This window comes from Lysobacter sp. 1R34A (assembly GCF_051217035.1).
Taxonomy (GTDB): domain Bacteria; phylum Pseudomonadota; class Gammaproteobacteria; order Xanthomonadales; family Xanthomonadaceae; genus Lysobacter.
The window spans coordinates 12,804-35,997 of sequence record NZ_JBPKJP010000021.1 but is presented as its reverse complement, the minus strand read 5'-3'; the positions used below and the strand labels follow the sequence as shown (position 1 = coordinate 35,997).

General features: G+C 64.6%; 23 protein-coding genes. All 23 read left to right on the top strand.

All coding sequences use genetic code 11. The features are described 5' to 3' along the window. Nucleotides 1–242 precede the first annotated feature (242 nt). The 23 genes from rpoB to rpsN all read left to right on the top strand — a co-directional run bounded on the left by rpoB (nucleotide 243) and on the right by rpsN (nucleotide 23,082). Nucleotides 243–4,406 (top strand): DNA-directed RNA polymerase subunit beta, encoded by a 4,164-nt coding sequence (gene rpoB, locus ACSAMQ_RS07940; protein ID WP_435395127.1) that lies wholly within the window; start codon nucleotides 243–245, stop codon nucleotides 4,404–4,406. Between the two features lie 118 nt (nucleotides 4,407–4,524). Then, nucleotides 4,525–8,763, top strand: coding sequence for a DNA-directed RNA polymerase subunit beta' (gene rpoC, locus ACSAMQ_RS07935; RefSeq protein ID WP_435395126.1), 4,239 nt, complete (start codon nucleotides 4,525–4,527; stop codon nucleotides 8,761–8,763). A gap of 306 nt (nucleotides 8,764–9,069) precedes the next feature. Continuing rightward, complete coding sequence (gene rpsL, locus ACSAMQ_RS07930) at nucleotides 9,070–9,444, top strand: 30S ribosomal protein S12 (RefSeq protein WP_031373762.1); 375 nt, start codon at nucleotides 9,070–9,072, stop codon at nucleotides 9,442–9,444. A gap of 85 nt (nucleotides 9,445–9,529) precedes the next feature. Next, on the top strand, nucleotides 9,530–9,997 hold the full coding sequence (gene rpsG, locus ACSAMQ_RS07925) for a 30S ribosomal protein S7 (RefSeq protein ID WP_036115439.1): 468 nt from the start codon (nucleotides 9,530–9,532) through the stop codon (nucleotides 9,995–9,997). Nucleotides 9,998–10,140: 143 nt separating this feature from the next. Further along, nucleotides 10,141–12,261: an elongation factor G gene (gene fusA, locus ACSAMQ_RS07920; protein ID WP_435395125.1), complete on the top strand. Its 2,121-nt coding sequence runs from the start codon at nucleotides 10,141–10,143 to the stop codon at nucleotides 12,259–12,261. 169 nt (nucleotides 12,262–12,430) lie between these two features. Further along, entirely contained in the window at nucleotides 12,431–13,621 is a 1,191-nt protein-coding gene (gene tuf / locus ACSAMQ_RS07915) for an elongation factor Tu (RefSeq protein WP_057918900.1), read from the top strand. A gap of 909 nt (nucleotides 13,622–14,530) precedes the next feature. Continuing rightward, nucleotides 14,531–15,217, top strand: a complete 687-nt coding sequence (locus tag ACSAMQ_RS07910; RefSeq protein WP_435395124.1) for a hypothetical protein — start codon at nucleotides 14,531–14,533, stop codon at nucleotides 15,215–15,217. A 20-nt stretch (nucleotides 15,218–15,237) separates the two neighbouring features. Beyond that, on the top strand, nucleotides 15,238–15,828 hold the full coding sequence (locus ACSAMQ_RS07905; protein ID WP_435395123.1) for a papain-like cysteine protease family protein: 591 nt from the start codon (nucleotides 15,238–15,240) through the stop codon (nucleotides 15,826–15,828). A gap of 682 nt (nucleotides 15,829–16,510) precedes the next feature. Then, entirely contained in the window at nucleotides 16,511–16,822 is a 312-nt protein-coding gene (rpsJ, locus tag ACSAMQ_RS07900) for a 30S ribosomal protein S10 (protein ID WP_031373837.1), read from the top strand. A 10-nt stretch (nucleotides 16,823–16,832) separates the two neighbouring features. Continuing rightward, nucleotides 16,833–17,489, top strand: coding sequence for a 50S ribosomal protein L3 (gene rplC, locus ACSAMQ_RS07895; protein WP_435395122.1), 657 nt, complete (start codon nucleotides 16,833–16,835; stop codon nucleotides 17,487–17,489). 2 nt (nucleotides 17,490–17,491) lie between these two features. Then, nucleotides 17,492–18,097 (top strand): 50S ribosomal protein L4, encoded by a 606-nt coding sequence (gene rplD, locus ACSAMQ_RS07890; protein ID WP_435395121.1) that lies wholly within the window; start codon nucleotides 17,492–17,494, stop codon nucleotides 18,095–18,097. Next, a complete protein-coding gene (rplW, locus tag ACSAMQ_RS07885; RefSeq protein ID WP_031373834.1) occupies nucleotides 18,094–18,390 on the top strand; it encodes a 50S ribosomal protein L23 in 297 nt (98 codons plus the stop codon). The genes rplD and rplW overlap by 4 nt, the downstream gene beginning before the upstream one ends. Nucleotides 18,391–18,400: 10 nt before the next feature. Beyond that, the gene (gene rplB, locus ACSAMQ_RS07880) at nucleotides 18,401–19,228 is read left to right on the top strand and encodes a 50S ribosomal protein L2 (RefSeq protein WP_031373833.1); all 828 of its coding nucleotides are present in this window, start codon (nucleotides 18,401–18,403) and stop codon (nucleotides 19,226–19,228) included. 6 nt (nucleotides 19,229–19,234) lie between these two features. Next, nucleotides 19,235–19,504: a 30S ribosomal protein S19 gene (gene rpsS, locus ACSAMQ_RS07875; RefSeq protein ID WP_031373832.1), complete on the top strand. Its 270-nt coding sequence runs from the start codon at nucleotides 19,235–19,237 to the stop codon at nucleotides 19,502–19,504. Between the two features lie 10 nt (nucleotides 19,505–19,514). Beyond that, nucleotides 19,515–19,850, top strand: a complete 336-nt coding sequence (gene rplV / locus ACSAMQ_RS07870; protein ID WP_036149638.1) for a 50S ribosomal protein L22 — start codon at nucleotides 19,515–19,517, stop codon at nucleotides 19,848–19,850. 14 nt (nucleotides 19,851–19,864) lie between these two features. After that, nucleotides 19,865–20,608, top strand: a complete 744-nt coding sequence (rpsC, locus tag ACSAMQ_RS07865) for a 30S ribosomal protein S3 (protein ID WP_031373830.1) — start codon at nucleotides 19,865–19,867, stop codon at nucleotides 20,606–20,608. 6 nt (nucleotides 20,609–20,614) lie between these two features. After that, nucleotides 20,615–21,028 carry a 50S ribosomal protein L16 gene (gene rplP / locus ACSAMQ_RS07860; protein WP_031373829.1) on the top strand — a complete coding sequence of 138 codons (414 nt, stop codon included), beginning with the start codon at nucleotides 20,615–20,617 and terminating at the stop codon, nucleotides 21,026–21,028. After that, nucleotides 21,028–21,213, top strand: coding sequence for a 50S ribosomal protein L29 (gene rpmC / locus ACSAMQ_RS07855; RefSeq protein WP_435395120.1), 186 nt, complete (start codon nucleotides 21,028–21,030; stop codon nucleotides 21,211–21,213). The genes rplP and rpmC overlap by 1 nt, the downstream gene beginning before the upstream one ends. A 9-nt stretch (nucleotides 21,214–21,222) precedes the next feature. Then, the gene (gene rpsQ, locus ACSAMQ_RS07850; protein ID WP_031373827.1) at nucleotides 21,223–21,492 is read left to right on the top strand and encodes a 30S ribosomal protein S17; all 270 of its coding nucleotides are present in this window, start codon (nucleotides 21,223–21,225) and stop codon (nucleotides 21,490–21,492) included. A gap of 14 nt (nucleotides 21,493–21,506) precedes the next feature. Beyond that, complete coding sequence (rplN, locus tag ACSAMQ_RS07845; RefSeq protein WP_031373826.1) at nucleotides 21,507–21,875, top strand: 50S ribosomal protein L14; 369 nt, start codon at nucleotides 21,507–21,509, stop codon at nucleotides 21,873–21,875. A gap of 15 nt (nucleotides 21,876–21,890) precedes the next feature. Next, the gene (gene rplX / locus ACSAMQ_RS07840) at nucleotides 21,891–22,205 is read left to right on the top strand and encodes a 50S ribosomal protein L24 (RefSeq protein WP_031373825.1); all 315 of its coding nucleotides are present in this window, start codon (nucleotides 21,891–21,893) and stop codon (nucleotides 22,203–22,205) included. Nucleotides 22,206–22,216: 11 nt separating this feature from the next. Further along, nucleotides 22,217–22,759: a 50S ribosomal protein L5 gene (rplE, locus tag ACSAMQ_RS07835; protein WP_031373824.1), complete on the top strand. Its 543-nt coding sequence runs from the start codon at nucleotides 22,217–22,219 to the stop codon at nucleotides 22,757–22,759. Nucleotides 22,760–22,776: 17 nt separating this feature from the next. Continuing rightward, nucleotides 22,777–23,082 (top strand): 30S ribosomal protein S14, encoded by a 306-nt coding sequence (gene rpsN, locus ACSAMQ_RS07830; RefSeq protein WP_435395119.1) that lies wholly within the window; start codon nucleotides 22,777–22,779, stop codon nucleotides 23,080–23,082. The last annotated feature ends 112 nt before the right edge of the window (nucleotides 23,083–23,194 follow it).

The window sequence follows — 23,194 nt, the reverse complement described above, 5'->3', positions numbered from 1 at the left end:
CCACCCAAGGCTGGGGACGAAAGTCCCCGGCCTTTGGCCGTTCCACGGGGATCGATATTCCCGGCGTCATCCGAGTTACCAGTCGGAAGTAGCGGGAGAAGGCGTGCTGGTGCCGGCAATACCAGCGACTTCCCACTGGCAATTTTCCCTTGTTCCCCCGGACCGCGGACGCGCGGTTCGCCCGGAAGGACGCTACGGCGGCTTTCCCGGCCCATCAAAGTTAATCGAGGCGGTAGCTCACCATGACCACAGCTTCCACGAACTATTCGTTCACTGAAAAGAAGCGCATCCGCAAGGACTTCGGCAAGCGCAAGTCCATCCTCGAAGTGCCGTTCCTGCTCGCGATCCAGGTCGACTCCTATCGCGAATTCCTGCAGGAACACACCGACCCGGCCAAGCGCGCCGACCGCGGCCTGCACGCCGCCCTGAAGTCGGTGTTCCCGATCTCCAGCTACAGCGGCAACGCTGCTCTCGAATACGTCGGCTACAAGCTCGGCGATCCGGTGTTCGATGAGCGCGAGTGCCGCAACCGCGGCCTGTCCTACGGCGCCCCGCTGCGCGTGACCGTGCGCCTGGTGATCTACGACCGCGAGTCGTCGACCAAGGCCATCAAGTACGTGAAGGAGCAGGAGGTCTACATGGGCGAGATCCCGCTCATGACCGACAACGGCACCTTCATCGTCAACGGCACCGAGCGCGTCATCGTCTCGCAGCTGCACCGTTCGCCTGGCGTGTTCTTCGACCACGACCGCGGCAAGACCCACAGCTCGGGCAAGCTGCTGTACAGCGCCCGCATCATCCCGTATCGCGGTTCCTGGCTCGACTTCGAGTTCGACCCGAAGGACGCGCTGTTCACCCGCATCGACCGCCGCCGCAAGCTGCCGGTCACCGTGCTGCTGCGCGCGCTCGGCTACAACAACGAAGAAATGCTCGCCGAGTTCTTCGAGATCAACACCTTCCACATCATGTCCGAGGGCGTGCAGTGGGAGCTGGTCTCCGAGCGCCTGCGCGGCGAAACCCTGGACTTCGATCTGGCCGACGGCGACAAGGTCATCGTCGAAGCCGGCAAGCGCATCACCGCGCGCCACGTCAAGCAGCTCGAGCAGTCCGGCATCGCCGCGCTGGCCGTGCCCGACAGCTACCTGGTCGGCCGCATCCTGTCGCACGACGTCGTCGACACCCGTTCCGGCGAACTGCTGGCCTCGGCCAACGACGAAATCAGCGACGACCAGCTGGCCGCGTTCCGCAAGGCCGGCATCGAGTCGGTCGGCACGATCTGGGTCAACGACCTCGACCGCGGTCCGTACATCTCCAACACCCTGCGCATCGATCCGTCGAAGACGCAGCTGGAAGCCCTGGTCGAAATCTACCGGATGATGCGTCCGGGCGAGCCGCCGACCAAGGACGCCGCGCAGAACCTGTTCCACAACCTGTTCTTCACCTTCGAGCGCTACGACCTGTCGGGCGTCGGCCGGATGAAGTTCAACCGCCGCATCGGCCGCAAGGAAACCCTCGGCGCCTCGGTGCTGTACGACGCCAAGTACTTCGCCGAGCGCAAGGACGACGAGTCCGTGCGCCTGCGCAGCGAGCTGGGCAAGACCTCCGACATCCTCGACGTCATCCGCGTGCTGACCGAGATCCGCAACGGCCGCGGCGTGGTCGACGACATCGATCACCTGGGCAACCGCCGCGTGCGTTCGGTCGGCGAAATGGCCGAGAACACCTTCCGCGTCGGCCTGGTCCGGGTCGAGCGCGCGGTCAAGGAGCGCCTGTCGATGGCGGAATCCGAAGGCCTCACGCCGCAGGAACTGATCAACGCCAAGCCGGTGGCCGCCGCGATCAAGGAGTTCTTCGGCTCCTCGCAGCTGTCGCAGTTCATGGACCAGAACAACCCGCTGTCGGAAGTCACGCACAAGCGTCGCGTGTCGGCCCTCGGCCCGGGCGGTCTGACCCGCGAGCGCGCCGGCTTCGAAGTGCGCGACGTGCATCCGACCCACTACGGCCGCGTGTGCACCATCGAAACGCCTGAAGGCCCGAACATCGGCCTGATCAACTCGCTGGCCGTGTTCGCCCGCACCAACAAGTACGGCTTCCTCGAGACGCCGTACCGCAAGGTCGTGGACGGCAAGGTCACCGACGACGTCGAGTTCCTGTCGGCGATCGAAGAGAACGAGTACGTCATCGCCCAGGCTAACGCGCCGCAGGACGACAAGGGCATGATCACCGCCCAGTTCGTCGCCTGCCGTTACCAGGGCGAAACCCTGCTCAAGCCGCCGTCCGAGATCCACTTCATGGACGTCTCGCCGATGCAGACCGTGTCGGTCGCGGCCGCGCTGGTTCCGTTCCTCGAGCACGACGACGCCAACCGCGCGCTGATGGGCGCGAACATGCAGCGCCAGGCCGTCCCGACCCTGAAGGCGCAGAAGCCGCTGGTCGGCACCGGCATCGAGCGCGCCGTGGCGCGCGACTCGGGCGTGACCGTGAATGCGCTGCGCGGCGGCACGATCGAGCAGATCGACGCGGCCCGCATCGTGGTCAAGGTCAACGAGTCGGAAATCTCCGGCGTCACCGACGCCGGCGTCGACATCTACAACCTGATCAAGTACACGCGTTCGAACCAGAACACCTGTATCAACCAGAGCCCGCTGGTCAAGGTCGGCGACGTCATCGCCCGCGGCGACGTGCTGGCCGACGGCCCCTCGACCGACATCGGCGAGCTCGCGCTCGGCCAGAACATGCTGGTCGCGTTCATGCCGTGGAACGGCTACAACTTCGAAGACTCGATCCTGCTCTCCGAGCGCGTGGTCGAAGAGGATCGCTACACCACGATCCACATCGAAGAGCTGACCTGCGTCGCCCGCGACACCAAGCTGGGGCCGGAGGAAATCTCCGCCGACATCCCGAACGTCTCCGAGCAGGCGCTGAACCGCCTCGACGAGTCCGGCGTGGTGTACATCGGCGCCGAAGTCCGCGCCGGCGACATCCTGGTCGGCAAGGTCACGCCGAAGGGCGAGAGCCAGCTGACCCCGGAAGAGAAGCTGTTGCGCGCGATCTTCGGCGAAAAGGCTTCGGACGTTAAGGACAGCTCGCTGCGCGTGCCCCCGGGCATGGACGGCACCGTCATCGACGTGCAGGTCTTCACCCGCGACGGCATCGAGAAGGACAAGCGCGCCCGCCAGATCGAAGAGTCGGAAATCCGTCGCGTCAAGAAGGACTTCGACGACCAGTTCCGGATCCTCGAAGCGGCGATCTACGACCGTCTGCGTTCGCAGCTGATCGGCAAGACCGCCAACGGCGGCGCCGGCCTGAAGAAGGGCGACACGGTCACCAGCCTGGTGCTGGACGGCCTGAAGAAGTCCGACTGGTTCACCCTGCGCATGAAGGACGAGGAAGCGATCGAGGCGATCGAACGCGCCCAGAAGCAGATCGATGTCCACCAGAAGGAATTCGACCGCCGCTTCGCCGACAAGCGCGGCAAGATCACCCAGGGCGACGACCTCGCGCCGGGCGTGCTGAAGATGGTCAAGGTGTTCCTGGCGGTCAAGCGCCGCATCCAGCCGGGCGACAAGATGGCCGGCCGTCACGGCAACAAGGGCGTCGTGTCGACCATCGTGCCGGTCGAGGACATGCCGTACGCGGCCGACGGCCAGACCGTCGACATCGTGCTGAACCCGCTGGGCGTGCCGTCGCGCATGAACATCGGCCAGATCCTCGAAGTGCATCTGGGCTGGGCCGCCAAGGGCCTGGGCCAGAAGATCCAGCGCATGCTGGAGGCGCAGCAGAAGATCGCCGAACTGCGCAAGTTCCTGGACGACATCTACAACCACGACCAGAAACTGCACGGCCAGCGCGTCGACCTGAAGCAATTCACCGACGAAGAGCTGCTGACCCTGGCGCACAACCTGGTCGACGGCGTGCCGATGGCGACCCCGGTGTTCGACGGCGCGGCCGAGTTCGAGATCAAGCGCATGCTCGAGCTGGCCGAACTGCCGAGCAGCGGTCAGACGATCCTGCACGACGGCCGCACCGGCGAAGCGTTCGAGCGTCCGGTCACGATCGGCTACATGCACATGCTGAAGCTGAACCACCTCGTCGACGACAAGATGCACGCGCGTTCGACCGGTCCGTACTCGCTCGTCACCCAGCAGCCGCTGGGCGGCAAGGCGCAGTTCGGCGGCCAGCGTTTCGGCGAAATGGAAGTCTGGGCGCTGGAAGCCTACGGCGCGGCCTACACCCTGCAGGAAATGCTGACGGTGAAGTCCGACGACGTGCAGGGCCGCAACCAGATGTACAAGAACATCGTCGACGGCGAATACGAAATGGTCGCCGGCATGCCGGAGTCCTTCAACGTGCTCGTGAAGGAAATCCGCTCGCTCGCGATCAACATGGAGCTGGAAGAGAACTGAGAGCGGTGATTGGGGATTCGGGTTCGGGATGGGTCCAGGCGAACGCCGACCGTCCCGATCCCCCGGATCCCCGCTTTGACGAATCTCAGATCTCTAATCCCGAATCCCGGAGTCAAAAATGAAAGACTTGCTCAATCTCTTCAACCAGCAGCGTCCCGCGCTGGACTTCGACGCGATCAAGATCGCGCTGGCTTCGCCCGACCTGATCCGTTCGTGGTCGTTCGGCGAAGTGAAGAAGCCGGAAACCATCAACTACCGCACCTTCAAGCCCGAGCGCGACGGCCTGTTCTGCGCCGCGATCTTCGGACCGATCAAGGACTACGAGTGCCTGTGCGGCAAGTACAAGCGCATGAAGCACCGCGGCGTGGTCTGCGAGAAGTGCGGCACCGAAGTGACCCTGGCCAAGGTGCGCCGCGAGCGCATGGGCCACATCGACCTGGCCTCGCCGGTCGCGCACATCTGGTTCCTCAAGTCGCTGCCCTCGCGCATCGGCCTGATGCTCGACATGACCCTGCGCGACATCGAGCGCATCCTGTACTTCGAAGCGTATGTCGTGACCGAGCCGGGCCTGACCCCGATGGAACGCGGCAACCTGCTGACCGAAGAGCAGTACCTCACCGCGCGCCAGGAACATGGCGACGACTTCGAAGCCGCGATGGGCGCCGAGGCCGTGTACGACCTGCTGCGCACGATCGACCTGCAGGCTGAGATGCTGCAGCTGCGCGAGGAGATCGCCTCGACCAACAGCGAAACCAAGCTCAAGCGCCTGACCAAGCGCATCAAGCTGGTCGAAGCCTTCCTCGAGTCCGGCAACCGCCCGGAGTGGATGGTCATGACCGTGCTGCCGGTGCTGCCGCCGGATCTGCGTCCGCTGGTCCCGCTGGACGGCGGCCGCTTCGCGACCTCCGACCTGAACGATCTGTACCGTCGCGTCATCAACCGCAACAACCGCCTGCGCCGCCTGCTCGAGCTCAACGCGCCCGACATCATCGTGCGCAACGAAAAGCGCATGCTGCAGGAATCGGTCGACGCCCTGATGGACAACGGCCGCCGCGGCCGCGCCATCACCGGCACCAACAAGCGTCCGCTCAAGTCGCTCGCCGACATGATCAAGGGCAAGCAGGGCCGGTTCCGTCAGAACCTGCTCGGCAAGCGCGTCGACTACTCGGGCCGTTCGGTCATCGTGGTCGGCCCGACCCTGCGCCTGCACGAATGCGGCCTGCCGAAGAAGATGGCGCTGGAGCTGTTCAAGCCCTTCATCTTCGCCAAGCTGCAGCGTCGCGGCCTGGCCACCACGATCAAGGCCGCCAAGAAGCTGGTCGAGCGTGAAGAGGCCGAGGTGTGGGACATCCTCGAAGAGGTGATCCGCGAGCACCCGGTGCTGTTGAACCGCGCGCCGACCCTGCACCGTCTGGGCATCCAGGCGTTCGAGCCGGTGTTGATCGAAGGTAAGGCGATCCAGCTGCATCCGCTGGTCTGCACCGCGTTCAACGCCGACTTCGACGGCGACCAGATGGCCGTCCACGTGCCGCTCTCGCTGGAAGCCCAGCTGGAAGCGCGCGCGCTGATGATGGCGTCCAACAACATCCTGTCGCCGGCCAACGGCGAGCCGATCATCGTGCCGTCGCAGGACGTCGTGCTCGGCCTGTACTACATGACCCGCGCCCTCGAAAACAAGGCGGGCGAGGGCATGGTGTTCGCCAACGTCGCCGAAGTGAAGCGCGCCTACGACAACCGCGTCGTGCAGATCCACGCCAAGGTCAAGGTCCGCATCAGCGAGATCGTGATCAACGAGGACGGCACCCGCGAGCCCAAGACCTCGATCGTCGACACCACCGTCGGCCGCGCCCTGCTGCGCGAGATCCTGCCGGACGGCCTGCCGTACGCGCTGGCCAACACCGAGCTGACCAAGAAGAACATCAGCCGCCTGATCAACTCGTGCTACCGCATGCTGGGTCTTAAGGACACGGTCGTGTTCGCCGACCGCCTGATGTACACCGGCTTCGCTTACGCGACCCGCGCCGGCGTCTCGATCGGCATCGACGACATGATCATCCCGGGCGAGAAGAAGGGCATCCTGGCCGAGGCCGAGACCGAAGTGCTGGAAATCCAGCAGCAGTACCAGTCCGGTCTGGTCACCGCCGGCGAGCGCTACAACAAGGTCGTCGACATCTGGTCGCGCACCAACGAGCGCGTGGCCAAGGCGATGATGGACGCGATCGGCACCGACACCGTCGAGAACGCCGAAGGCAAGCGCGTCCCGCAGAAGTCGATGAACTCGATCTACATCATGGCCGACTCCGGCGCCCGCGGTTCGCAGGCGCAGATCCGCCAGTTGGCCGGTATGCGCGGCCTGATGGCGCGTCCCGACGGCTCGATCATCGAGACGCCGATCACCGCGAACTTCCGCGAAGGCCTGAACGTTCTCCAGTACTTCATCTCGACCCACGGCGCGCGCAAGGGCCTGGCCGATACCGCGTTGAAGACCGCCAACTCCGGTTACCTGACCCGCCGACTCGTCGACGTGGCCCAGGACGTGGTCATCACCGAGGACGATTGCGGCACGCTCGAGGGTTTGATGATGACCCCGATCGTCGAAGGCGGCGACGTGGTCGAACCGCTGCGCGACCGCGTGCTGGGCCGCGTCGTGGCCGAGGACGTGTTCCTGCCGGGCAACGACGAGGATCCGATCGTCACCCGCAACACGCTGCTCGACGAAGCCTGGGTGGCCAAGCTCGAAGAGGCCAGCGTCCAGTCGATCAAAGTCCGCTCGACGATCACCTGCACCAGCAGCTTCGGCGTCTGCGCCAACTGCTACGGCCGCGATCTGGGCCGCGGTCACCTGGTCAACCACGGCGAAGCGGTCGGCGTCGTCGCCGCTCAGTCGATCGGCGAGCCGGGCACCCAGCTGACCATGCGTACCTTCCACATCGGTGGTGCGGCATCGCGAGCTGCGGCGATCGACAACGTCACGGTCAAGACCACCGGTTCGATCAAGTTCAACAACCTCAAGCACGTCGCGCACGCCAACGGCCATCTGGTCGCGGTGTCGCGTTCGGGCGAACTGTCGGTGCTCGACCCGCACGGCCGCGAGCGCGAGCGCTACAAGCTGCCGTACGGCGCGACCGTCGCGGTCAAGGACGGCGCCGAGATCAAGGCCGGCCAGACCGTGGCCAACTGGGATCCGCATAACCACCCGATCGTTTCGGAAGTCGCCGGTTTCATCCGCTTCATCGACTTCGTCGACGGCGTGACCGTGATCGAGAAGACCGACGAACTGACCGGCCTGGCTTCGCGCGAGATCACCGATCCGAAGCGTCGCGGCTCGCAAGGCAAGGATCTGCGCCCGATCGTGCGCATCGTCGACAAGAACGGCAAGGATCTGACGATCCCGAACACCGACTTGCCGGCGCAGTACCTGCTGCCGCCGCGTTCGATCGTCAACCTGCAGGACGGCGCCGCGGTCGGCGTGGGCGACGTGGTCGCCAAGATCCCGCAGGAAGCCTCGAAGACCCGCGACATCACCGGCGGTCTGCCGCGCGTGGCCGACCTGTTCGAAGCGCGCAAGCCCAAGGACCCGGCGATCCTCGCCGAAGTCTCGGGCATCGTCAGCTTCGGCAAGGACACCAAGGGCAAGCAGCGCCTGATCATCAAGCAGGCCGATGGCGAAGAGCACGAAGAGCTGATCCCGAAGTACCGCCAGATCATCGTGTTCGAAGGCGAGCACGTGGAGAAGGGCGAGACCGTGGTGGACGGCGAGCCGAGTCCGCAGGACATCCTGCGCCTGCTGGGCGTCGAGCCGCTGGCCGTGTACCTGACCAAGGAAATCCAGGACGTCTACCGCCTGCAGGGCGTGAAGATCAACGACAAGCACATCGAGGTGATCGTTCGCCAGATGCTGCGCAAGGTCGAGATCACCGACCAGGGCGACAGCAAGTTCCTGCACGGCGAGCAGATCGAGCGTCAGCGCTTCGTCGAAGAGAACGCCCGCCTGCTGGCGCGCAACGAGATCCCGGCGAAGTACGATCCGGTCCTGCTCGGCATCACCAAGGCCTCGCTGGCGACCGAGTCGTTCATCTCGGCCGCCTCGTTCCAGGAGACCACCCGCGTGCTGACCGAGGCCGCCGTGCGCGGTACCCGCGACGGCCTGCGCGGCCTCAAGGAAAACGTGATCGTCGGCCGACTGATCCCGGCCGGTACCGGCCTGGCGTACCACACCCAGCGCCGCAAGAACGCCTCGGGTCTGACCGACTCGGAGATGGAAGCCCTGTCGGGCCCGGTCTCGGCCCCGGTGGCCGAGGCTCCGGCCGCGGTGGCTGCGGTCGCCGAGGGCGGCGAGGAGTCCAGCGCCTCCTGAGGCGCTGCGGCTCGTAATCGCGCGGAAATACAGCTAAACTAGGCAATTCGGACGGCCTTCGGGCCGTCCCAGATCACGAAATGAGGCGCATGGAGCGCCTCGTGTTCGGCCCAGGGCAGGGCGGGATCAATCGGAATTGGGACGGATTGGCGCTGATCGGCGCCGATTCCGTTCGTCCGCGTCGCTCGCGTTGACGGCCACGTCAAACGCGAGCTATACTTTTTCGTCTCGGTGGGCCGGGTGTATTCGGCTTGCCGTTCGTTTCTCACGAAGCGGCCGCCCGGCCCCTCATCAATAGAGTTCTAGATGGCAACCATCAATCAGCTCGTCCGCAAGCCGCGGCAGGCGACCACCTACAAGAGCGCCTCGCCGGCGCTGGCGAATTGCCCGCAGCGTCGCGGCGTTTGCACCCGCGTTTACACCACGACCCCGAAGAAGCCGAACTCGGCTCTGCGCAAGGTCGCCAAGGTGCGCCTCACCAACGGCTACGAAATCATTTCGTACATCGGCGGCGAAGGCCACAACCTGCAGGAGCACTCGGTGGTCCTGATCCGCGGCGGTCGCGTCAAGGACCTGCCGGGCGTGCGCTACCACACCGTGCGCGGCTCGCTCGATGCCGCCGGTGTCGCCAAGCGTCGCCAGAGCCGTTCCAAGTACGGCGCCAAGCGTCCGAAGTCCTAAGCGCGTCGTTTCGACGGCCGGCGCTTCGTACAGGCGCCCGCTCCCGGAATACGTCTACCAAGAATCACGAGAATAGGTACGCACCATGTCGCGTAAAGGTTCCACCCCGCAGCGTTCGGTTCTGCCCGATCCCAAGCACGGCAGCGAGACGATCGCGCGCTTCATCAATATGGTCATGCAGAGCGGCAAGAAGTCCGTCGCCGAGAAGATCGTTTACGGCGCGATGGACGTCATCGGCGAAAAGAGCCCCAACGCTCTCGAGCTGGTCGAGAAGGCGTTGACCAACGTCTCTCCGTCGGTCGAAGTGAAGTCGCGTCGCGTCGGCGGCGCCACCTACCAGGTGCCGGTCGAAGTGCGTACGTCGCGCCGCATGGCGCTGGCGATGCGTTGGCTGATCGAGTCGGCGCGCAAGCGCGGCGAGAGCAGCATGCCGCGCAAGCTCGCCGCCGAACTGCTCGACGCCTCCGAAAACCGCGGCGCCGCGATCAAGAAGCGCGAAGAGACCCACCGCATGGCAGAAGCGAACCGCGCGTTCGCTCACTACCGCTGGTGATCGCGCGCCCTGGCGACAGGGCCTTCGCAACATCCGCATGAGATGTTGCCGCGGCGGCTTAAAGGCCGCCTAGCGAACCGGAGGCCGCCGATAAGGCGGCGTCCGGCCATTTGGAATTCGAAAACTTATTACGAGAGGGTCCCGTGGCTCGCACCACTCCCATCGAGCGTTACCGCAACTTCGGCATCATGGCGCACATCGACGCGGGTAAGACCACCACGTCCGAGCGCATCCTTTTCTACACCGGCGTCAGCCACAAGATCGGCGAAGTGCACGAAGGTGCCGCGACGATGGACTGGATGGAGCAGGAGCAGGAACGCGGCATCACCATCACGTCGGCAGCGACGACCGCGTTCTGGAAGGGCATGGACAAGTCCCTGCCCGAGCACCGCTTCAACATCATCGACACCCCCGGACACGTCGACTTCACCATCGAAGTCGAGCGCTCGCTGCGCGTGCTCGACGGCGCGGTGTTCGTGCTGTGCGCGGTCGGCGGCGTGCAGCCGCAGTCCGAGACCGTGTGGCGCCAGGCCAACAAGTACTCCGTGCCGCGCATGGCCTTCGTCAACAAGATGGACCGCACCGGCGCCAACTTCGACAAGGTCGTCGAGCAGCTGAAGGCCCGTCTGGGCGCCTACGCCGTGCCGATGCAGGTGCCGATCGGCGCCGAAGAAGGCTTCGAAGGCGTGGTCGACCTGCTCAAGATGAAGGCCATCCACTGGGATGTCGCTTCGCAGGGCACCAAGTTCGAATACCGCGACGTGCCGGCCGATTTGCAGGCCACCGCCGAAGCGGCTCGCGCGTTCATGATCGAAGCCGCGGCGGAAGCCTCGGAAGAGCTCATGGACAAGTACCTCAACGAGGGCGAGCTGACCGAAGAAGAGATCGTCGCCGGTCTGCGCGCGCGCACCCTGCGCGTCGAGATCGTGCCGGTGTTCTGCGGCTCGGCGTTCAAGAACAAGGGCGTGCAGGCCATGCTCGACGGCGTGATCAACCTGCTGCCGTCGCCGTCCGACCGTCCGCCGGTCGCCGGCATCGACGAGGACGAGAAGGAAGACACCCGCAAGGCGTCCGACACCGAACCGTTCTCGGCGCTGGCGTTCAAGATCATGACCGACCCGTTCGTGGGTTCGCTGACCTTCTTCCGCGTCTACTCGGGCGTGCTGAATTCGGGCGACCAGGTGTACAACCCGGTCAAGTCGAAGAAGGAACGCGTCGGCCGCATCCTGCAGATGCACGCCAACCAGCGCGACGAAATCAAGGAAGTCCGCGCCGGCGACATCGCCGCGGCGGTCGGCCTGAAGGACGTGACCACCGGCGACACGCTGTGCGCGCAGGATCACATTATCACCCTCGAGCGCATGGTGTTCCCGGAGCCGGTCATCTCGATGGCGGTCGAACCGAAGACCAAGTCGGACCAGGAAAAGATGGGTATCGCCCTGGGCCGCCTGGCGCAGGAAGATCCTTCGTTCCGCGTGCGCACCGACGAAGAATCGGGCCAGACCATCATCGCCGGCATGGGCGAGCTGCACCTGGACATCCTCGTCGACCGCATGAAGCGCGAGTTCAACGTCGAAGCCAACGTCGGCAAGCCGCAGGTCGCTTACCGCGAGACCATCCGCAAGGCGGACGTCAAGTCGGACTACAAGCACGCCAAGCAGTCCGGCGGTAAGGGTCAGTACGGTCACGTCGTGATCGAGCTGTCGCCGATGGACGAGAAGGACCGCGCGAACGAGGACGTCGAGAACGATTTCCTGTTCATCAACGACATCACCGGCGGCGTGATTCCGAAGGAATTCATCCCGGCGATCGAGAAGGGCCTGCGCGAAACCATCACCAGCGGTCCGCTGGCCGGCTTCCCGGTCGTAGGCGTCAAGGTCAAGCTGGTGTTCGGCTCGTACCACGACGTCGACTCCTCGGAAATGGCGTTCAAGCTCGCCGCGTCGATGGCGTTCAAGGAAGGTTTCCGCAAGGCCGATCCGGTCCTGCTGGAGCCGATGATGAAGGTCGAAGTCGTGACGCCGGAAGAGTACGTCGGCGACGTGATGGGCGACCTGAGCCGTCGTCGCGGCCTGTTGCAGGGCCAGGACGACACGCCGTCGGGCAAGACCATCAACGCGATGGTGCCGCTGGGCGAAATGTTCGGTTACGCGACGACCATCCGCTCGCTGACCCAGGGCCGCGCGACCTTCACGATGGAATTCGATCACTACGCCGAGGCGCCGAACAACATCGCCGAGACCGTGATCAAGAAGGGCGGCTGATCCAGGCCGGGATCCGGCAGCGGGGCGGGATTCGCACAGCGGATGCCGCCTGCTTCCGGGGCCCGTACCGGCTCTGATCCAGTGCAAGTTTAGTTAAAGGGATTGGGCGGCTTCGTTCGTCGAATCCCCAATCCCGAATCACGAATCACAGAACTTTGAGAGAGACATCATGGCTAAGGGTAAATTCGAGCGCACCAAGCCGCACGTGAACGTCGGCACGATCGGCCACGTCGACCACGGCAAGACGACGCTGACGGCGGCGCTGACCAAGGTGGGCGCCGAGCGTTTCGGTGGCGAGTTCAAGGCTTACGACGCGATCGACGCGGCGCCGGAAGAAAAGGCGCGCGGCATCACGATCTCGACGGCGCACGTGGAATACGAATCGGCGACGCGCCACTACGCGCACGTCGACTGCCCGGGCCACGCCGACTACGTGAAGAACATGATCACCGGTGCGGCGCAGATGGACGGCGCGATCCTGGTGTGCTCGGCCGCTGACGGCCCGATGCCGCAGACCCGCGAGCACATCCTGCTGTCGCGTCAGGTCGGCGTGCCGTACATCGTCGTGTTCCTGAACAAGGCCGACATGGTGGACGACGCCGAGCTGCTCGAGCTGGTCGAGATGGAAGTGCGCGAGCTGCTGAGCAAGTACGAGTTCCCGGGCGACGACACCCCGATCATCCACGGTTCGGCGCGTCTGGCGCTGGAAGGCGACCAGAGCGAAATCGGCGTGCCGTCGATCCTGCGCCTGGTCGACGCGCTGGACAGCTTCATCCCGCAGCCGGAACGCGACGTCGACAAGCCGTTCCTGATGCCGGTGGAAGACGTGTTCTCGATCTCGGGCCGCGGCACCGTGGTGACCGGCCGCATCGAGCGCGGCATCGTCAAGGTGGGCGACGAAATCGAAATCGTCGGCATCCGTCCGACCCAGAAGACCACGGTCACCGGCGTGGAAATGTTCCGCAAGCTGCTCGACCAGGGTCAGGCGGGCGACAACGCCGGTCTGCTGCTGCGCGGCACCAAGCGCGACGACGTGGAGCGCGGCCAGGTGCTGTGCAAGCCGGGTTCGATCAAGCCGCACACCGACTTCGAAGCCGAAGTCTATGTGCTGTCGAAGGACGAAGGCGGCCGTCACACCCCGTTCTTCAAGGGCTACCGTCCGCAGTTCTACTTCCGCACCACCGACATCACCGGCGCTTGCGAGCTGCCGGAAGGCGTCGAGATGGTGATGCCGGGCGACAACGTGAAGATGGTGGTCACGCTGATCAACCCGGTGGCGATGGACGAAGGCCTGCGCTTCGCGATCCGCGAAGGCGGCCGTACCGTCGGCGCCGGCGTCGTGGCCAAGATCATCAAGTAATTGCAGTAAGCAACCTGCGGCGCGCCGGTCTGACCCGGCGTGTCGAACGCACTGGCGGCCTTCGGGCCGCCAGTGTCGTTTTGGGGGAACGCTTCTGTGCGGATGGCTCAAGGCGCGCCGATGCGCCGTACCCGCAACCTGCCGGGAGCTCGGTCGCCGCGCAAAGGCAGGCAGGGCGGGAGCGTCGCTGTCTGCGCATTGCGGCAGCAGCGGTCCGGTGTGGAGCCGGCCGCGGCTCGTCGCCGTCGGCCGATGCGGCCGCCACGACCGATGTTCTTTCCCGAGCTCCAGCTCCGAAACCGACCCTGGCGGTCCTGCGAGACGGGTGGCCGGCTCGCGTTATGGCCGGGCTTTCGGCGGCCGCGGTTGTTGCGCCCCAGGTCAATATCCACGCGCCGTTGCGGTCCGTTGCGCCGACCTGGCGGCCCGATATTTTCCCCTGATTCCTTCGCGTCGGCACGGTGCTGCCCGGAAGTCGAATCCATGGAGCGCATGAGTTTCGTTATGCGCCATATGCCGGTTTGCCATGGCGCGCGACCCTGCGATTCGATCTGGTTCGGCTCCCGCATTTTCGGCGCGGCGGGTCGTCGGGTTTGTAGGGAATATTATCTTTGATGCGTCAGTGCATGTTCCGGATCGGGCGCTATGGCGTCCGATGGCCTGTTTTATAGGGGTTTTCACTTAGTGTGATTGGATTATCACTCAGCTGAAACTGTGGTGCGCAGCACCAAGGCATATTTTCCGATGGTGCGCTGCGTCACGCGTTGCTGGGGTTTTAAGGGGTTGAATAATGGTAATTGTCGAGAGGGGTGGTATTTATTTGTTTTTCGCTTGACTGCCGGTGTGGAGAAACTCAATTTCGACCTGGGGCGCGGCCGCGCACTTTCCCAATAATCGAAAGGAGTTTTTATGAAGTATGTAAATCTCGCTTGCGCGCTCGCCCTGGCCGCGGCGCTGCAGGCGCCATCGCCGGTGCAGGCGCAGGCGTCGAACGCAGCGGCGTCTGCGCCGGCTCTCGAGGATGCACGAGCCCGGCGCCTGATCCATGACTGGCTCGCCGCTCAATCGGGCTCGGCCGAGCGGGCCGCGAGTCTGGCCGAGGTGCTCAGCCTGGACAGCGGCCGCTCGCCGCGCGGGCTGCGGGTCGGCCGCACGGTTCCAGTCGCTTTCGTCGACCCCGCGCTGCTGTTGGCGGGTAAGGACATTGCCCAGTCCGCCCGAAGCGCGCCGACCCTGCGCTACGTTCTCTGGGACGGGCAGGTGCCGGTGGGGCTGGCCACACTGGAGCCCGATACGCAGGGCCGCTATCAAGTGGTCGCTGTCGGCGCCTCTGGCCTGGCCAACGAGATCGAAGCCGTGGCCCTGCAGCGGAGCGGGCAGGAGGGCTTGCGCCTGGTGCGCAGCCGCCAGGGCGTGGCCGACTTTCTGGAGGTGAGCGGCGTCAGTCGCGCTTCTCGTTATGTCCCGCTGGCCGCGGCCCGCGCCAACCTCTCGCTGGATCGGGCCGAAGCCGCCTCGGCTTCACAGGGCCTGACCGCTGCCCAGGCCACCCCCGCCTTGCGTGCCGCCGTGGCCGCAGCCCTCAAGCGCCTTTGAGCCGACAGGAGCACCCAATCATGTCCAATCGCACACGCTTACGCTCCATCCTGGCGCCGCTTGCGCTGGCCCTCGCCGCGCTGGTCCCGGCCCACGCCGGGTACTTGGTGAACTGGTCGACCCAGGAGCAGCAGCACAGCAACTGGTGCTGGGCGGCGACCGCCAGCAGCATCCTCGGTTTCTACGGTGTCGGCGCCAGCCAATGCGCCACGGCTAACTACGACTTCGCGATCAACTACGCCTGCCAGAACCAGCCCTTCTACTGGAACGACAGCGCCAACCGAACCAACGCCCTGTTCGGCGGGGCCTACGACGGTGTCGACCATATCCTTTGGCATTGGGGGGTTTCGACCGTCAGTTACAGCCGCTCGTTGAGCTATTCCGAGATCGCCAACCAGATCGACTATCGCGGCCCCCTGGCCGTTCGCTGGGGCTGGGACGGCGGCGGAGGACATGCCCTGGCCATCTACGGTTACCAGGTGTTCGATGGGGTCGGTTACGTGACCCTGGCCGACCCCTGGCCGGGCGAAGGTAATTCGTGGGCGACCCACAGTTGGGCAACGAAGGGTGGCGGCCACACCTGGACCCATTCGCTGACCGCCTACCGCTGAGGCTGCACGCGGGCGCCCCGAGTGCTCGGGGCGCCCGTCCGCCGGCGTTTCGGGGCGTCGTCTCCGGCGAGCGGGTTTCGTCTACAATGCCCGGCCGTCCGCTCGACCTGCCGGCCAATGGCCTGCCTTCGGCTCGTGGCACGGATGGATTCCCGGCCCTCGATCCGCGGCCGGCCGGAATCGAAGCGGTGCTCGCAGGGCCCGGGTAGCGTCGGGCGGCCGCGCCGCCCGGCGGCGATCCGAACCCGTCCGAACCCGGCGCGCGCGCAGTGCGAGGCCTCGCGCCAGCGTGGACGCCCGGCTCGACGTTCCCGAAACCATGGGCTTGCACCTGCCGCGGCAGTGCGTGTAGAATGCGCGACCACCGTGCCACCCTTGTTCATGCCAGGGCGGCACGACCAGCGAAATGAGGTGCAGGACGCGCCTCGTATTCGCCAGACAAGGACATGTCGCACGGCTGCGCTCCGTACGTTCCGGGCCCTCGGGCTTCCAAGGAACAGTAAACGGGGCCTTTCGTGCGTTCCAATCCTTTCTGGGCGGGTCGGGTAACCGGCCTGCCTTATGTTTTTACCAGGCAAGGAGGCTCCGGGACGTGGGTGTAGTCCTGGAGTGTTTGCGTTTTCGTGGGGTTCGGCACACCCAGAGGCCGGCCCGTCGCTCTTTTAACCAAGGAATTCCGTTCATGGCGGACCAAAAGATCCGGATTAGGCTGAAGGCGTACGATCATCGTCTGATCGACCGCTCGGCCAGCGAGATCGTCGAGACAGCTAAGCGGACCGGCGCGCAAGTGCGCGGCCCGATCCCGCTGCCGACCAAGATCGAGCGCTACACCATCCTGGTGTCCCCGCACGTCGACAAGGACGCGCGCGACCAGTATGAAACCCGCACGCACAAGCGCGTGCTCGACATCATCGACCCGAACGACAAGACCGTAGACGCGCTGATGAAGCTCGAGCTGGCGGCTGGCGTCGATGTGCAGATCAAGCTGACCTGAGGCCACCACCATGACCGCGAAGAAATATTCGTTGGGCATCGTCGGTCGCAAGGCCGGCATGAGCCGCTTCTTCACTGAAGACGGCAAGTCGGTTCCGGTGACCCTGATCGAGGCGACCCCGAACCGTATTACCCAGATCAAGACCACGGACACCGACGGCTACAGCGCCGTGCAGGTCACCGTCGGCGTGCGCCGCGCTGCGCTCGTCAACAAGCCCGAAGCCGGACACCTCGCCAAGGCGAAGGTCGAAGCCGGTCGCGGCCTGTGGGAGCTGCGCGTGGAAGAAGACAAGATCGGCGCGTTCGAAGTCGGCGGCGAGATCAAGGCCGACATCTTCGAAGTGGGCCAGATCGTCGACGTCCAGGGCATCACCAAGGGCAAGGGCTTCCAGGGCACGATCAAGCGCTGGAACTTCAGCATGGGCGACGCGACGCACGGTAACTCGCTGTCGCACCGTTCGCCGGGTTCGATCGGCCAGCGCCAGACGCCGGGCCGCGTTTTCCCGGGCAAGAAGATGTCCGGTCACATGGGCGCCGTTCAGCAGAGCACGCAGGGCCTGGAAGTGGTCAAGGTCGACGCCGAGCGCGGCCTGATCGCGATCAAGGGCGCCGTGCCGGGCGCTCCGGGCGGCGACGTGATCGTCCGTCCGTCGAGCAAGGGAGTATGACGATGGAACTTGCCATCAACGGTAGCGACAAGAAGCTGTCGGTTTCCGACGCCATCTTCGATCGCGAATTCAGCGAAGACCTGGTCCACCAGGTCGTTGTGGCCTACCGCAACGCGGGCCGCGCCGGCACCAAGGCGCAGAAGACGCGTTCGGAAGTCAACGGCACCACCAAGAAGTCGAAGAAGCAGAAGGGCGGCGGTGCGCGTCACGGCGCGCTGACGGCTCCGATCTTCGTCGGCGGCGGCGTGACCTTCGCGGCCAAGCCGCGCAGCTTCGCCCAGAAGGTGAACCGCAAGATGTACCGCGCGGCGATGGCTGCGATCCTGTCGGAATTGAACCGCCAGGGCCGCATCACCGTCGTCGAGAAGCTGGACATCGAGACGCCGAAGACCTCGGGCATGGTCGCCATGCTGAAGTCGCTCGAAATGGGCCGTCGTCCGCTGCTCGTCACCGAGGAAGCCTCCGAGAATCTGTACCTCTCGGCTCGCAACCTGCCCTATGTGGAAGTCCGCGACGTGCAGGGACTCGATCCGGTGGCCCTCGTCGGCGCCGATTCGATCGTGTTCACCGCCGATGCGGTCAAGAAGATCGAGGAGTGGCTGGCATGAACGAGGCCAAGCTCTACAGCATCATCCGTGCGCCGCGCGTGTCCGAAAAGACCGCCCGTCTGCAGGAAGTATCCAACCAATACGTCTTCGAAGTCGCGACGGACGCTACCAAGGCCGACATCAAGGTCGCCGTGGAAAAGCTGTTCGACGTTAAGGTCGAGGCGGTGAATGTGGTCAACGTGAAGGGCAAGAACAAGGCCTTCAAGTTCCGCATGGGCCGTCGCGCCGACTGGCGCAAGGCGTACGTGAAGCTGGCCGAAGGCCAGTCGATCGACGTAATGGCCAAGGCCTGAGGAAAGACCCATGGCATTGATGACTTTCAAGCCCACTTCCGCCGGCCGCCGCAACGCGGTCCGCGTCGTGACGCCGGGCCTGCACAAGGGCGCGCCGCACGCGGCGTTGGTCGAAAAGCAGAGCAAGAGCGGCGGCCGTAACCACCACGGCCGCATCACCACCCGTCACATCGGTGGTGGTCACAAGCAGCACTACCGCATCATCGACTTCAAGCGCGACAAGGAAGGCATTCCGGCGCGCGTGGAGCGGATCGAATACGATCCCAACCGCACCGCGCACATCGCGCTGCTGTGCTACGTCGATGGCGAGCGCCGTTACATCATCGCCCCGAAGGGCCTGAAGGACGGCGATCAGGTGATCGCCGGCCGCGATGCTCCGATCCGCGTCGGCAACACGCTGCCGCTGACCAACATCCCGGTCGGTTCGACGGTGCATTGCATCGAAATGAAGCCCGGCAAGGGCGCCCAGATCGCCCGCGCCGCCGGCGCCGGCGTCCAGCTGGTCGCTCGCGAGCAGGGTTACGCCACGCTGCGTCTTCGCTCCGGCGAAATGCGCAAGGTGCCGGTCGAGTGCCGCGCCACCATCGGCGAAGTCGGCAACGACGAGCACAGCCTCGAGAAGCTGGGCAAGGCCGGCGCCAAGCGCTGGCGCGGCATCAAGCCGACCGTCCGCGGCGCCGCCATGAACCCCGTCGACCACCCGCACGGTGGCGGTGAGGCGAAGGCTGGCCAGGGCAACCCGCATCCGGTCACCCCCTGGGGTGTTCCGACCAAGGGTTACAAGACGCGCAAGAACAAGCGCACTTCGCAATTCATCGTGCGCGATCGCAGGGGTTAATCGGCCATGGCACGTTCACTCAAAAAGGGTCCGTTCGTCGACCACCATCTCATCAAGAAGGTGGAGACCGCGGGCAACAACAAGAAGCCGATCAAGACCTGGTCGCGCCGCTCGATGGTGCTGCCGGAAATGGTGGGCTTCACCATCGCCGTGCATAACGGCAAAAACCACATCCCGGTGCTGGTCAACGAGAACATGGTTGGCCACAAGCTTGGCGAATTCGCTTTGACCCGTACGTTCAAGGGTCACGGCGGCGACAAGAAGTCGGGTAAGTAAGGAGATGACCATGGAAGCGAAAGCCATCCTGCGCACCGCGCGCATCTCCCCGCAGAAGGCCCGCCTGGTCGCCGACCAGGTGCGCGGTCTGTCCGCCGAGCGCGCCGTCAACCTGCTGAAGTTCTCGGACAAGAAGGCGGCTGCACTGATCCGCAAGGTCGTGGAGTCCGCCATCGCGAACGCCGAGAACAACCAGGGCGCCGACGTTGACGAACTCAAGGTCACGACCATCATGGTGGACGAGGGTCCCGCACTGAAGCGCTTCATGGCTCGTGCGAAAGGCCGCGGCACCCGCATCCTCAAGCGCACCAGCCACATCACTGTGGTTGTGGGCGCGGGCAAGTAAGGCGGAGTCAGACAATGGGTCATAAAGTACATCCGACCGGAATCCGCCTGGGCATCGCCAAGGACTGGAATTCGAAGTGGTTTGCCGGCAAGAAGCAGTATGCCGAGTACCTCGCAGCCGACCTCAAGGTCCGCGAGATGCTCCGCAAGAAGCTCGCTCAGGCCGGTATTTCCAAGATCTTCATCGAGCGTCCGGCGAACAACGCCCGCGTGACGATCCACACCGCCCGTCCGGGCGTGGTGATCGGCAAGCGCGGCGAGGACATCGAGAAGCTGCGTAAGGAAGTCAGCGCACTGATGGGCGTCCCGGCGCACATCAACGTGACCGAGGTCCGCAAGCCGGAACTCGACGCGCAGCTGGTCGCCGAATCGATCGCGCAGCAGCTCGAGCGTCGCATCATGTTCCGCCGCGCGATGAAGCGTGCCGTCGGCAACGCGATGCGCCTGGGTGCCCTCGGCATCAAGGTCAACGTCGCCGGCCGTCTCAACGGCGCCGAAATCGCGCGTTCGGAGTGGTACCGCGAAGGTCGCGTGCCGCTGCACACGCTGCGCGCCGACATCGACTACGGCTTCGCGGAAGCCAAGACGACGTACGGCATCATCGGCATCAAGACCTGGATCTACAAGGGCGAAGTGTTCGACTTCTCCCAGGTGGGCCAGGAGAAGCAGGACGACTCCCCGCGCAGCGATCGTGGTGACCGCGGCGACCGCGGTGATCGTAACGACCGTCCGGGCCGTCCCGCCCGCGAACAGAGGTAATCCGTCATGTTGCAACCCAAGCGAACCAAGTACCGCAAGGTACACAAGGGCCGCAATGATGGCCTGAGCTGGAGCGGCAACGCCGTCAGCTTCGGCGAGTACGGCCTCAAGGCCACTGCTCACGGCCAGCTCACTGCGCGTCAGATCGAAGCGGCCCGCCGCTCGATCAGCCGTTACGTCAAGCGTGGCGGCAAGATGTGGATCCGCGTGTTCCCGGACAAGCCGATCACCAAGAAGCCGATCGAGGTCCGCATGGGCTCCGGTAAGGGCAACGTCGAGTACTGGGTCGCTCAGATCCAGCCCGGTCGCATGATTTACGAGATCGAAGGCGTGGGCGAGGACGTGGCGCGCGAAGCGTTCCGTCTGGCCGCCGCCAAGCTCTCGGTGACCACCACTTTCGTTACCCGGACGGTGCGCTAATGGAACTCAAGCAACTGCGCGAGAAGTCGGCCGACCAACTGAAGGCCCACCTGGTGGAACTGCACAAGGAGAGCTTCTCTCTCCGCATGCAGAAGGCCACCGGCCAGCTCGCCAAGACTCATGAAGCCCGCCGTGTGAAGCGCGAGATTGCTCGCGTCAACATGCTGCTGGGTGAGAAGAAGTAAGGACCCGCCATGACCGACAACAATACAGACAAGGCGCTGCGCACGGTTGAAGGCCGGGTCGTCAGCAACAAGATGGACAAAACCGTCACCGTGCTGGTCGAACGCCAGGTCAAGCACGCGCTGTACGGCAAGTACATCCGTCGCTCGTCCAAGCTCCACGCTCACGATGCCGAGAACGCCTGCAAAGAAGGCGATATCGTCCGCGTGAAGGAGATTGCTCCGATGTCCAAGACCAAGAACTGGAGCGTGGTTGAAATCGTCAGCCGCGCGGCCGAATAAGAGGAGGCTGAACCATGATCCAGATGCAAAGCTACCTCGGCGTGGCCGACAACTCCGGTGCTAAGGAAGTGATGTGCATCAAGGTGCTCGGCGGCTCCAAGCGCCGTTACGCGCACATTGGCGACATCATCAAGGTCACCGTGAAGGACGCGATCCCGCGCGGCAAGGTCAAGAAGGGCGACGTTTACGACGCCGTCGTGGTCCGCACCCGCAAGGGCGTGCGCCGTCCGGACGGCTCGCTGATCCGCTTCGATGGCAACGCTGCGGTGTTGCTCAACAATAAGCATGAGCCGATCGGCACCCGTATCTTCGGGCCCGTGACTCGCGAGCTTCGCTCCGAGAAGTTCATGAAGATCGTCTCGCTCGCGCCTGAAGTGCTCTGAGCGGAGGAACTAGACATGAACCGTATCAAGAAGGGCGATCAAGTCATCGTCACCGCCGGCAAGGACAAGGGCAAGAAGGGTGATGTGGTGCGCGTGCTCGGCGACAAGGTCGTCGTGGCGAACATCAACATCATCAAGCGCCACACCAAGCCGAATCCGCAGGCCAACCAGCCGGGCGGCGTGATCGAGCGCGAAGCGCCGATTCACATTTCCAACGTCATGCTGTTCAACCCGGCCACCGGCAAGGGCGAACGCATCGGTTTCAAGATGCTGGAGGATGGACGCAAACTGCGTGTGTTCCGCTCCAGTGGTGAGGCGGTTGACGCCTGAGGAATGCTGAAATGACCACCCGGCTCGAAGAGTTTTACAAGAAAGAAGTGGTTCCGGCGCTGACCGAAAAGTTCGGCTACAAGAACCCGATGGAAGTGCCGCGCCTCGTCAAGATCACGCTGAACATGGGCGTGGGCGAAGCCGCCACCAACAAGAAGATCCTGGAAAATGCCGTCGCCGACATGACCAAGATCGCCGGCCAGAAGCCGATCGTGACCAAGTCCCGCGTGTCGGTGGCTTCGTTCAAGATCCGCGACGGCTGGCCGATCGGCGCCAAGGTCACCCTGCGCCGCGCCAAGATGTACGAGTTCCTCGATCGCCTGGTCAACATCTCGTTGCCGCGCGTGCGCGACTTCCGTGGCGTGTCCGGCCGTTCGTTCGACGGCCGCGGCAACTACAACATGGGCGTCAAGGAACAGATCATCTTCCCGGAAATCGATTTCGACCAGGTCGACGCGCTGCGCGGCATGGACATCGCGATCACCACGACCGCGAAGACCGATGCCGAGGCCAAGGCCCTGCTCGAAGCCTTCCGCTTCCCGTTCCGCAACTGATACTTAAGGATTGAACAATGGCTAAGACTTCCATGGTCAACCGCGAGGTCAAGCGGGCCAAGCTGGCGAAGAAGTACGCCGGCAAGCGCGAAGAGCTGAAGAAGATCATCTCCAGCGACGCGTCCTCCTACGAGGACAAGGCCGAGGCGGTGATCAAGCTGTCCAAGCTGCCCCGCGACTCCTCGCCGAGCCGTCAGCGCAACCGTTGCGCCCTGACCGGCCGCTCGCGCGGCGTATACAGCAAGTTCGGCCTCGGCCGCAACAAGCTGCGCGAAGCCACCATGCGCGGCGACGTGCCTGGTCTTCGCAAGGCAAGCTGGTAAGATAGTCGGCTTTCCCGGATCCACCGCCGCGGCCCTCGGGTCGCGGCGGCGCTTCTGGGACCGTCGCAGGAAAGCGTTACTACAACTGAAATTCGCAATTCCGCGGATATCG

What these genes read in the sequence shown, in the direction of transcription:
- rpsC (WP_031373830.1), top strand. Translation starts at nt 19,865, where the DNA reads ATGGGTCATAAAGTACATCCGACCGGAATCCGCCTGGGCATCGCCAAG.
- rplN (WP_031373826.1), top strand. Translation starts at nt 21,507, where the DNA reads ATGATCCAGATGCAAAGCTACCTCGGCGTGGCCGACAACTCCGGTGCT.
- rpsN (WP_435395119.1), top strand. Translation starts at nt 22,777, where the DNA reads ATGGCTAAGACTTCCATGGTCAACCGCGAGGTCAAGCGGGCCAAGCTG.
- rpsL (WP_031373762.1), top strand. Translation starts at nt 9,070, where the DNA reads ATGGCAACCATCAATCAGCTCGTCCGCAAGCCGCGGCAGGCGACCACC.
- rplC (WP_435395122.1), top strand. Translation starts at nt 16,833, where the DNA reads ATGACCGCGAAGAAATATTCGTTGGGCATCGTCGGTCGCAAGGCCGGC.
- rpoB (WP_435395127.1), top strand. Translation starts at nt 243, where the DNA reads ATGACCACAGCTTCCACGAACTATTCGTTCACTGAAAAGAAGCGCATC.
- rplE (WP_031373824.1), top strand. Translation starts at nt 22,217, where the DNA reads ATGACCACCCGGCTCGAAGAGTTTTACAAGAAAGAAGTGGTTCCGGCG.
- ACSAMQ_RS07905 (WP_435395123.1), top strand. Translation starts at nt 15,238, where the DNA reads ATGTCCAATCGCACACGCTTACGCTCCATCCTGGCGCCGCTTGCGCTG.
- tuf (WP_057918900.1), top strand. Translation starts at nt 12,431, where the DNA reads ATGGCTAAGGGTAAATTCGAGCGCACCAAGCCGCACGTGAACGTCGGC.
- rplB (WP_031373833.1), top strand. Translation starts at nt 18,401, where the DNA reads ATGGCATTGATGACTTTCAAGCCCACTTCCGCCGGCCGCCGCAACGCG.
- rpsQ (WP_031373827.1), top strand. Translation starts at nt 21,223, where the DNA reads ATGACCGACAACAATACAGACAAGGCGCTGCGCACGGTTGAAGGCCGG.
- rplV (WP_036149638.1), top strand. Translation starts at nt 19,515, where the DNA reads ATGGAAGCGAAAGCCATCCTGCGCACCGCGCGCATCTCCCCGCAGAAG.
- rpsJ (WP_031373837.1), top strand. Translation starts at nt 16,511, where the DNA reads ATGGCGGACCAAAAGATCCGGATTAGGCTGAAGGCGTACGATCATCGT.
- ACSAMQ_RS07910 (WP_435395124.1), top strand. Translation starts at nt 14,531, where the DNA reads ATGAAGTATGTAAATCTCGCTTGCGCGCTCGCCCTGGCCGCGGCGCTG.
- rplD (WP_435395121.1), top strand. Translation starts at nt 17,492, where the DNA reads ATGGAACTTGCCATCAACGGTAGCGACAAGAAGCTGTCGGTTTCCGAC.
- rplP (WP_031373829.1), top strand. Translation starts at nt 20,615, where the DNA reads ATGTTGCAACCCAAGCGAACCAAGTACCGCAAGGTACACAAGGGCCGC.
- rplX (WP_031373825.1), top strand. Translation starts at nt 21,891, where the DNA reads ATGAACCGTATCAAGAAGGGCGATCAAGTCATCGTCACCGCCGGCAAG.
- rpmC (WP_435395120.1), top strand. Translation starts at nt 21,028, where the DNA reads ATGGAACTCAAGCAACTGCGCGAGAAGTCGGCCGACCAACTGAAGGCC.
- rpoC (WP_435395126.1), top strand. Translation starts at nt 4,525, where the DNA reads ATGAAAGACTTGCTCAATCTCTTCAACCAGCAGCGTCCCGCGCTGGAC.
- rpsG (WP_036115439.1), top strand. Translation starts at nt 9,530, where the DNA reads ATGTCGCGTAAAGGTTCCACCCCGCAGCGTTCGGTTCTGCCCGATCCC.
- rpsS (WP_031373832.1), top strand. Translation starts at nt 19,235, where the DNA reads ATGGCACGTTCACTCAAAAAGGGTCCGTTCGTCGACCACCATCTCATC.
- rplW (WP_031373834.1), top strand. Translation starts at nt 18,094, where the DNA reads ATGAACGAGGCCAAGCTCTACAGCATCATCCGTGCGCCGCGCGTGTCC.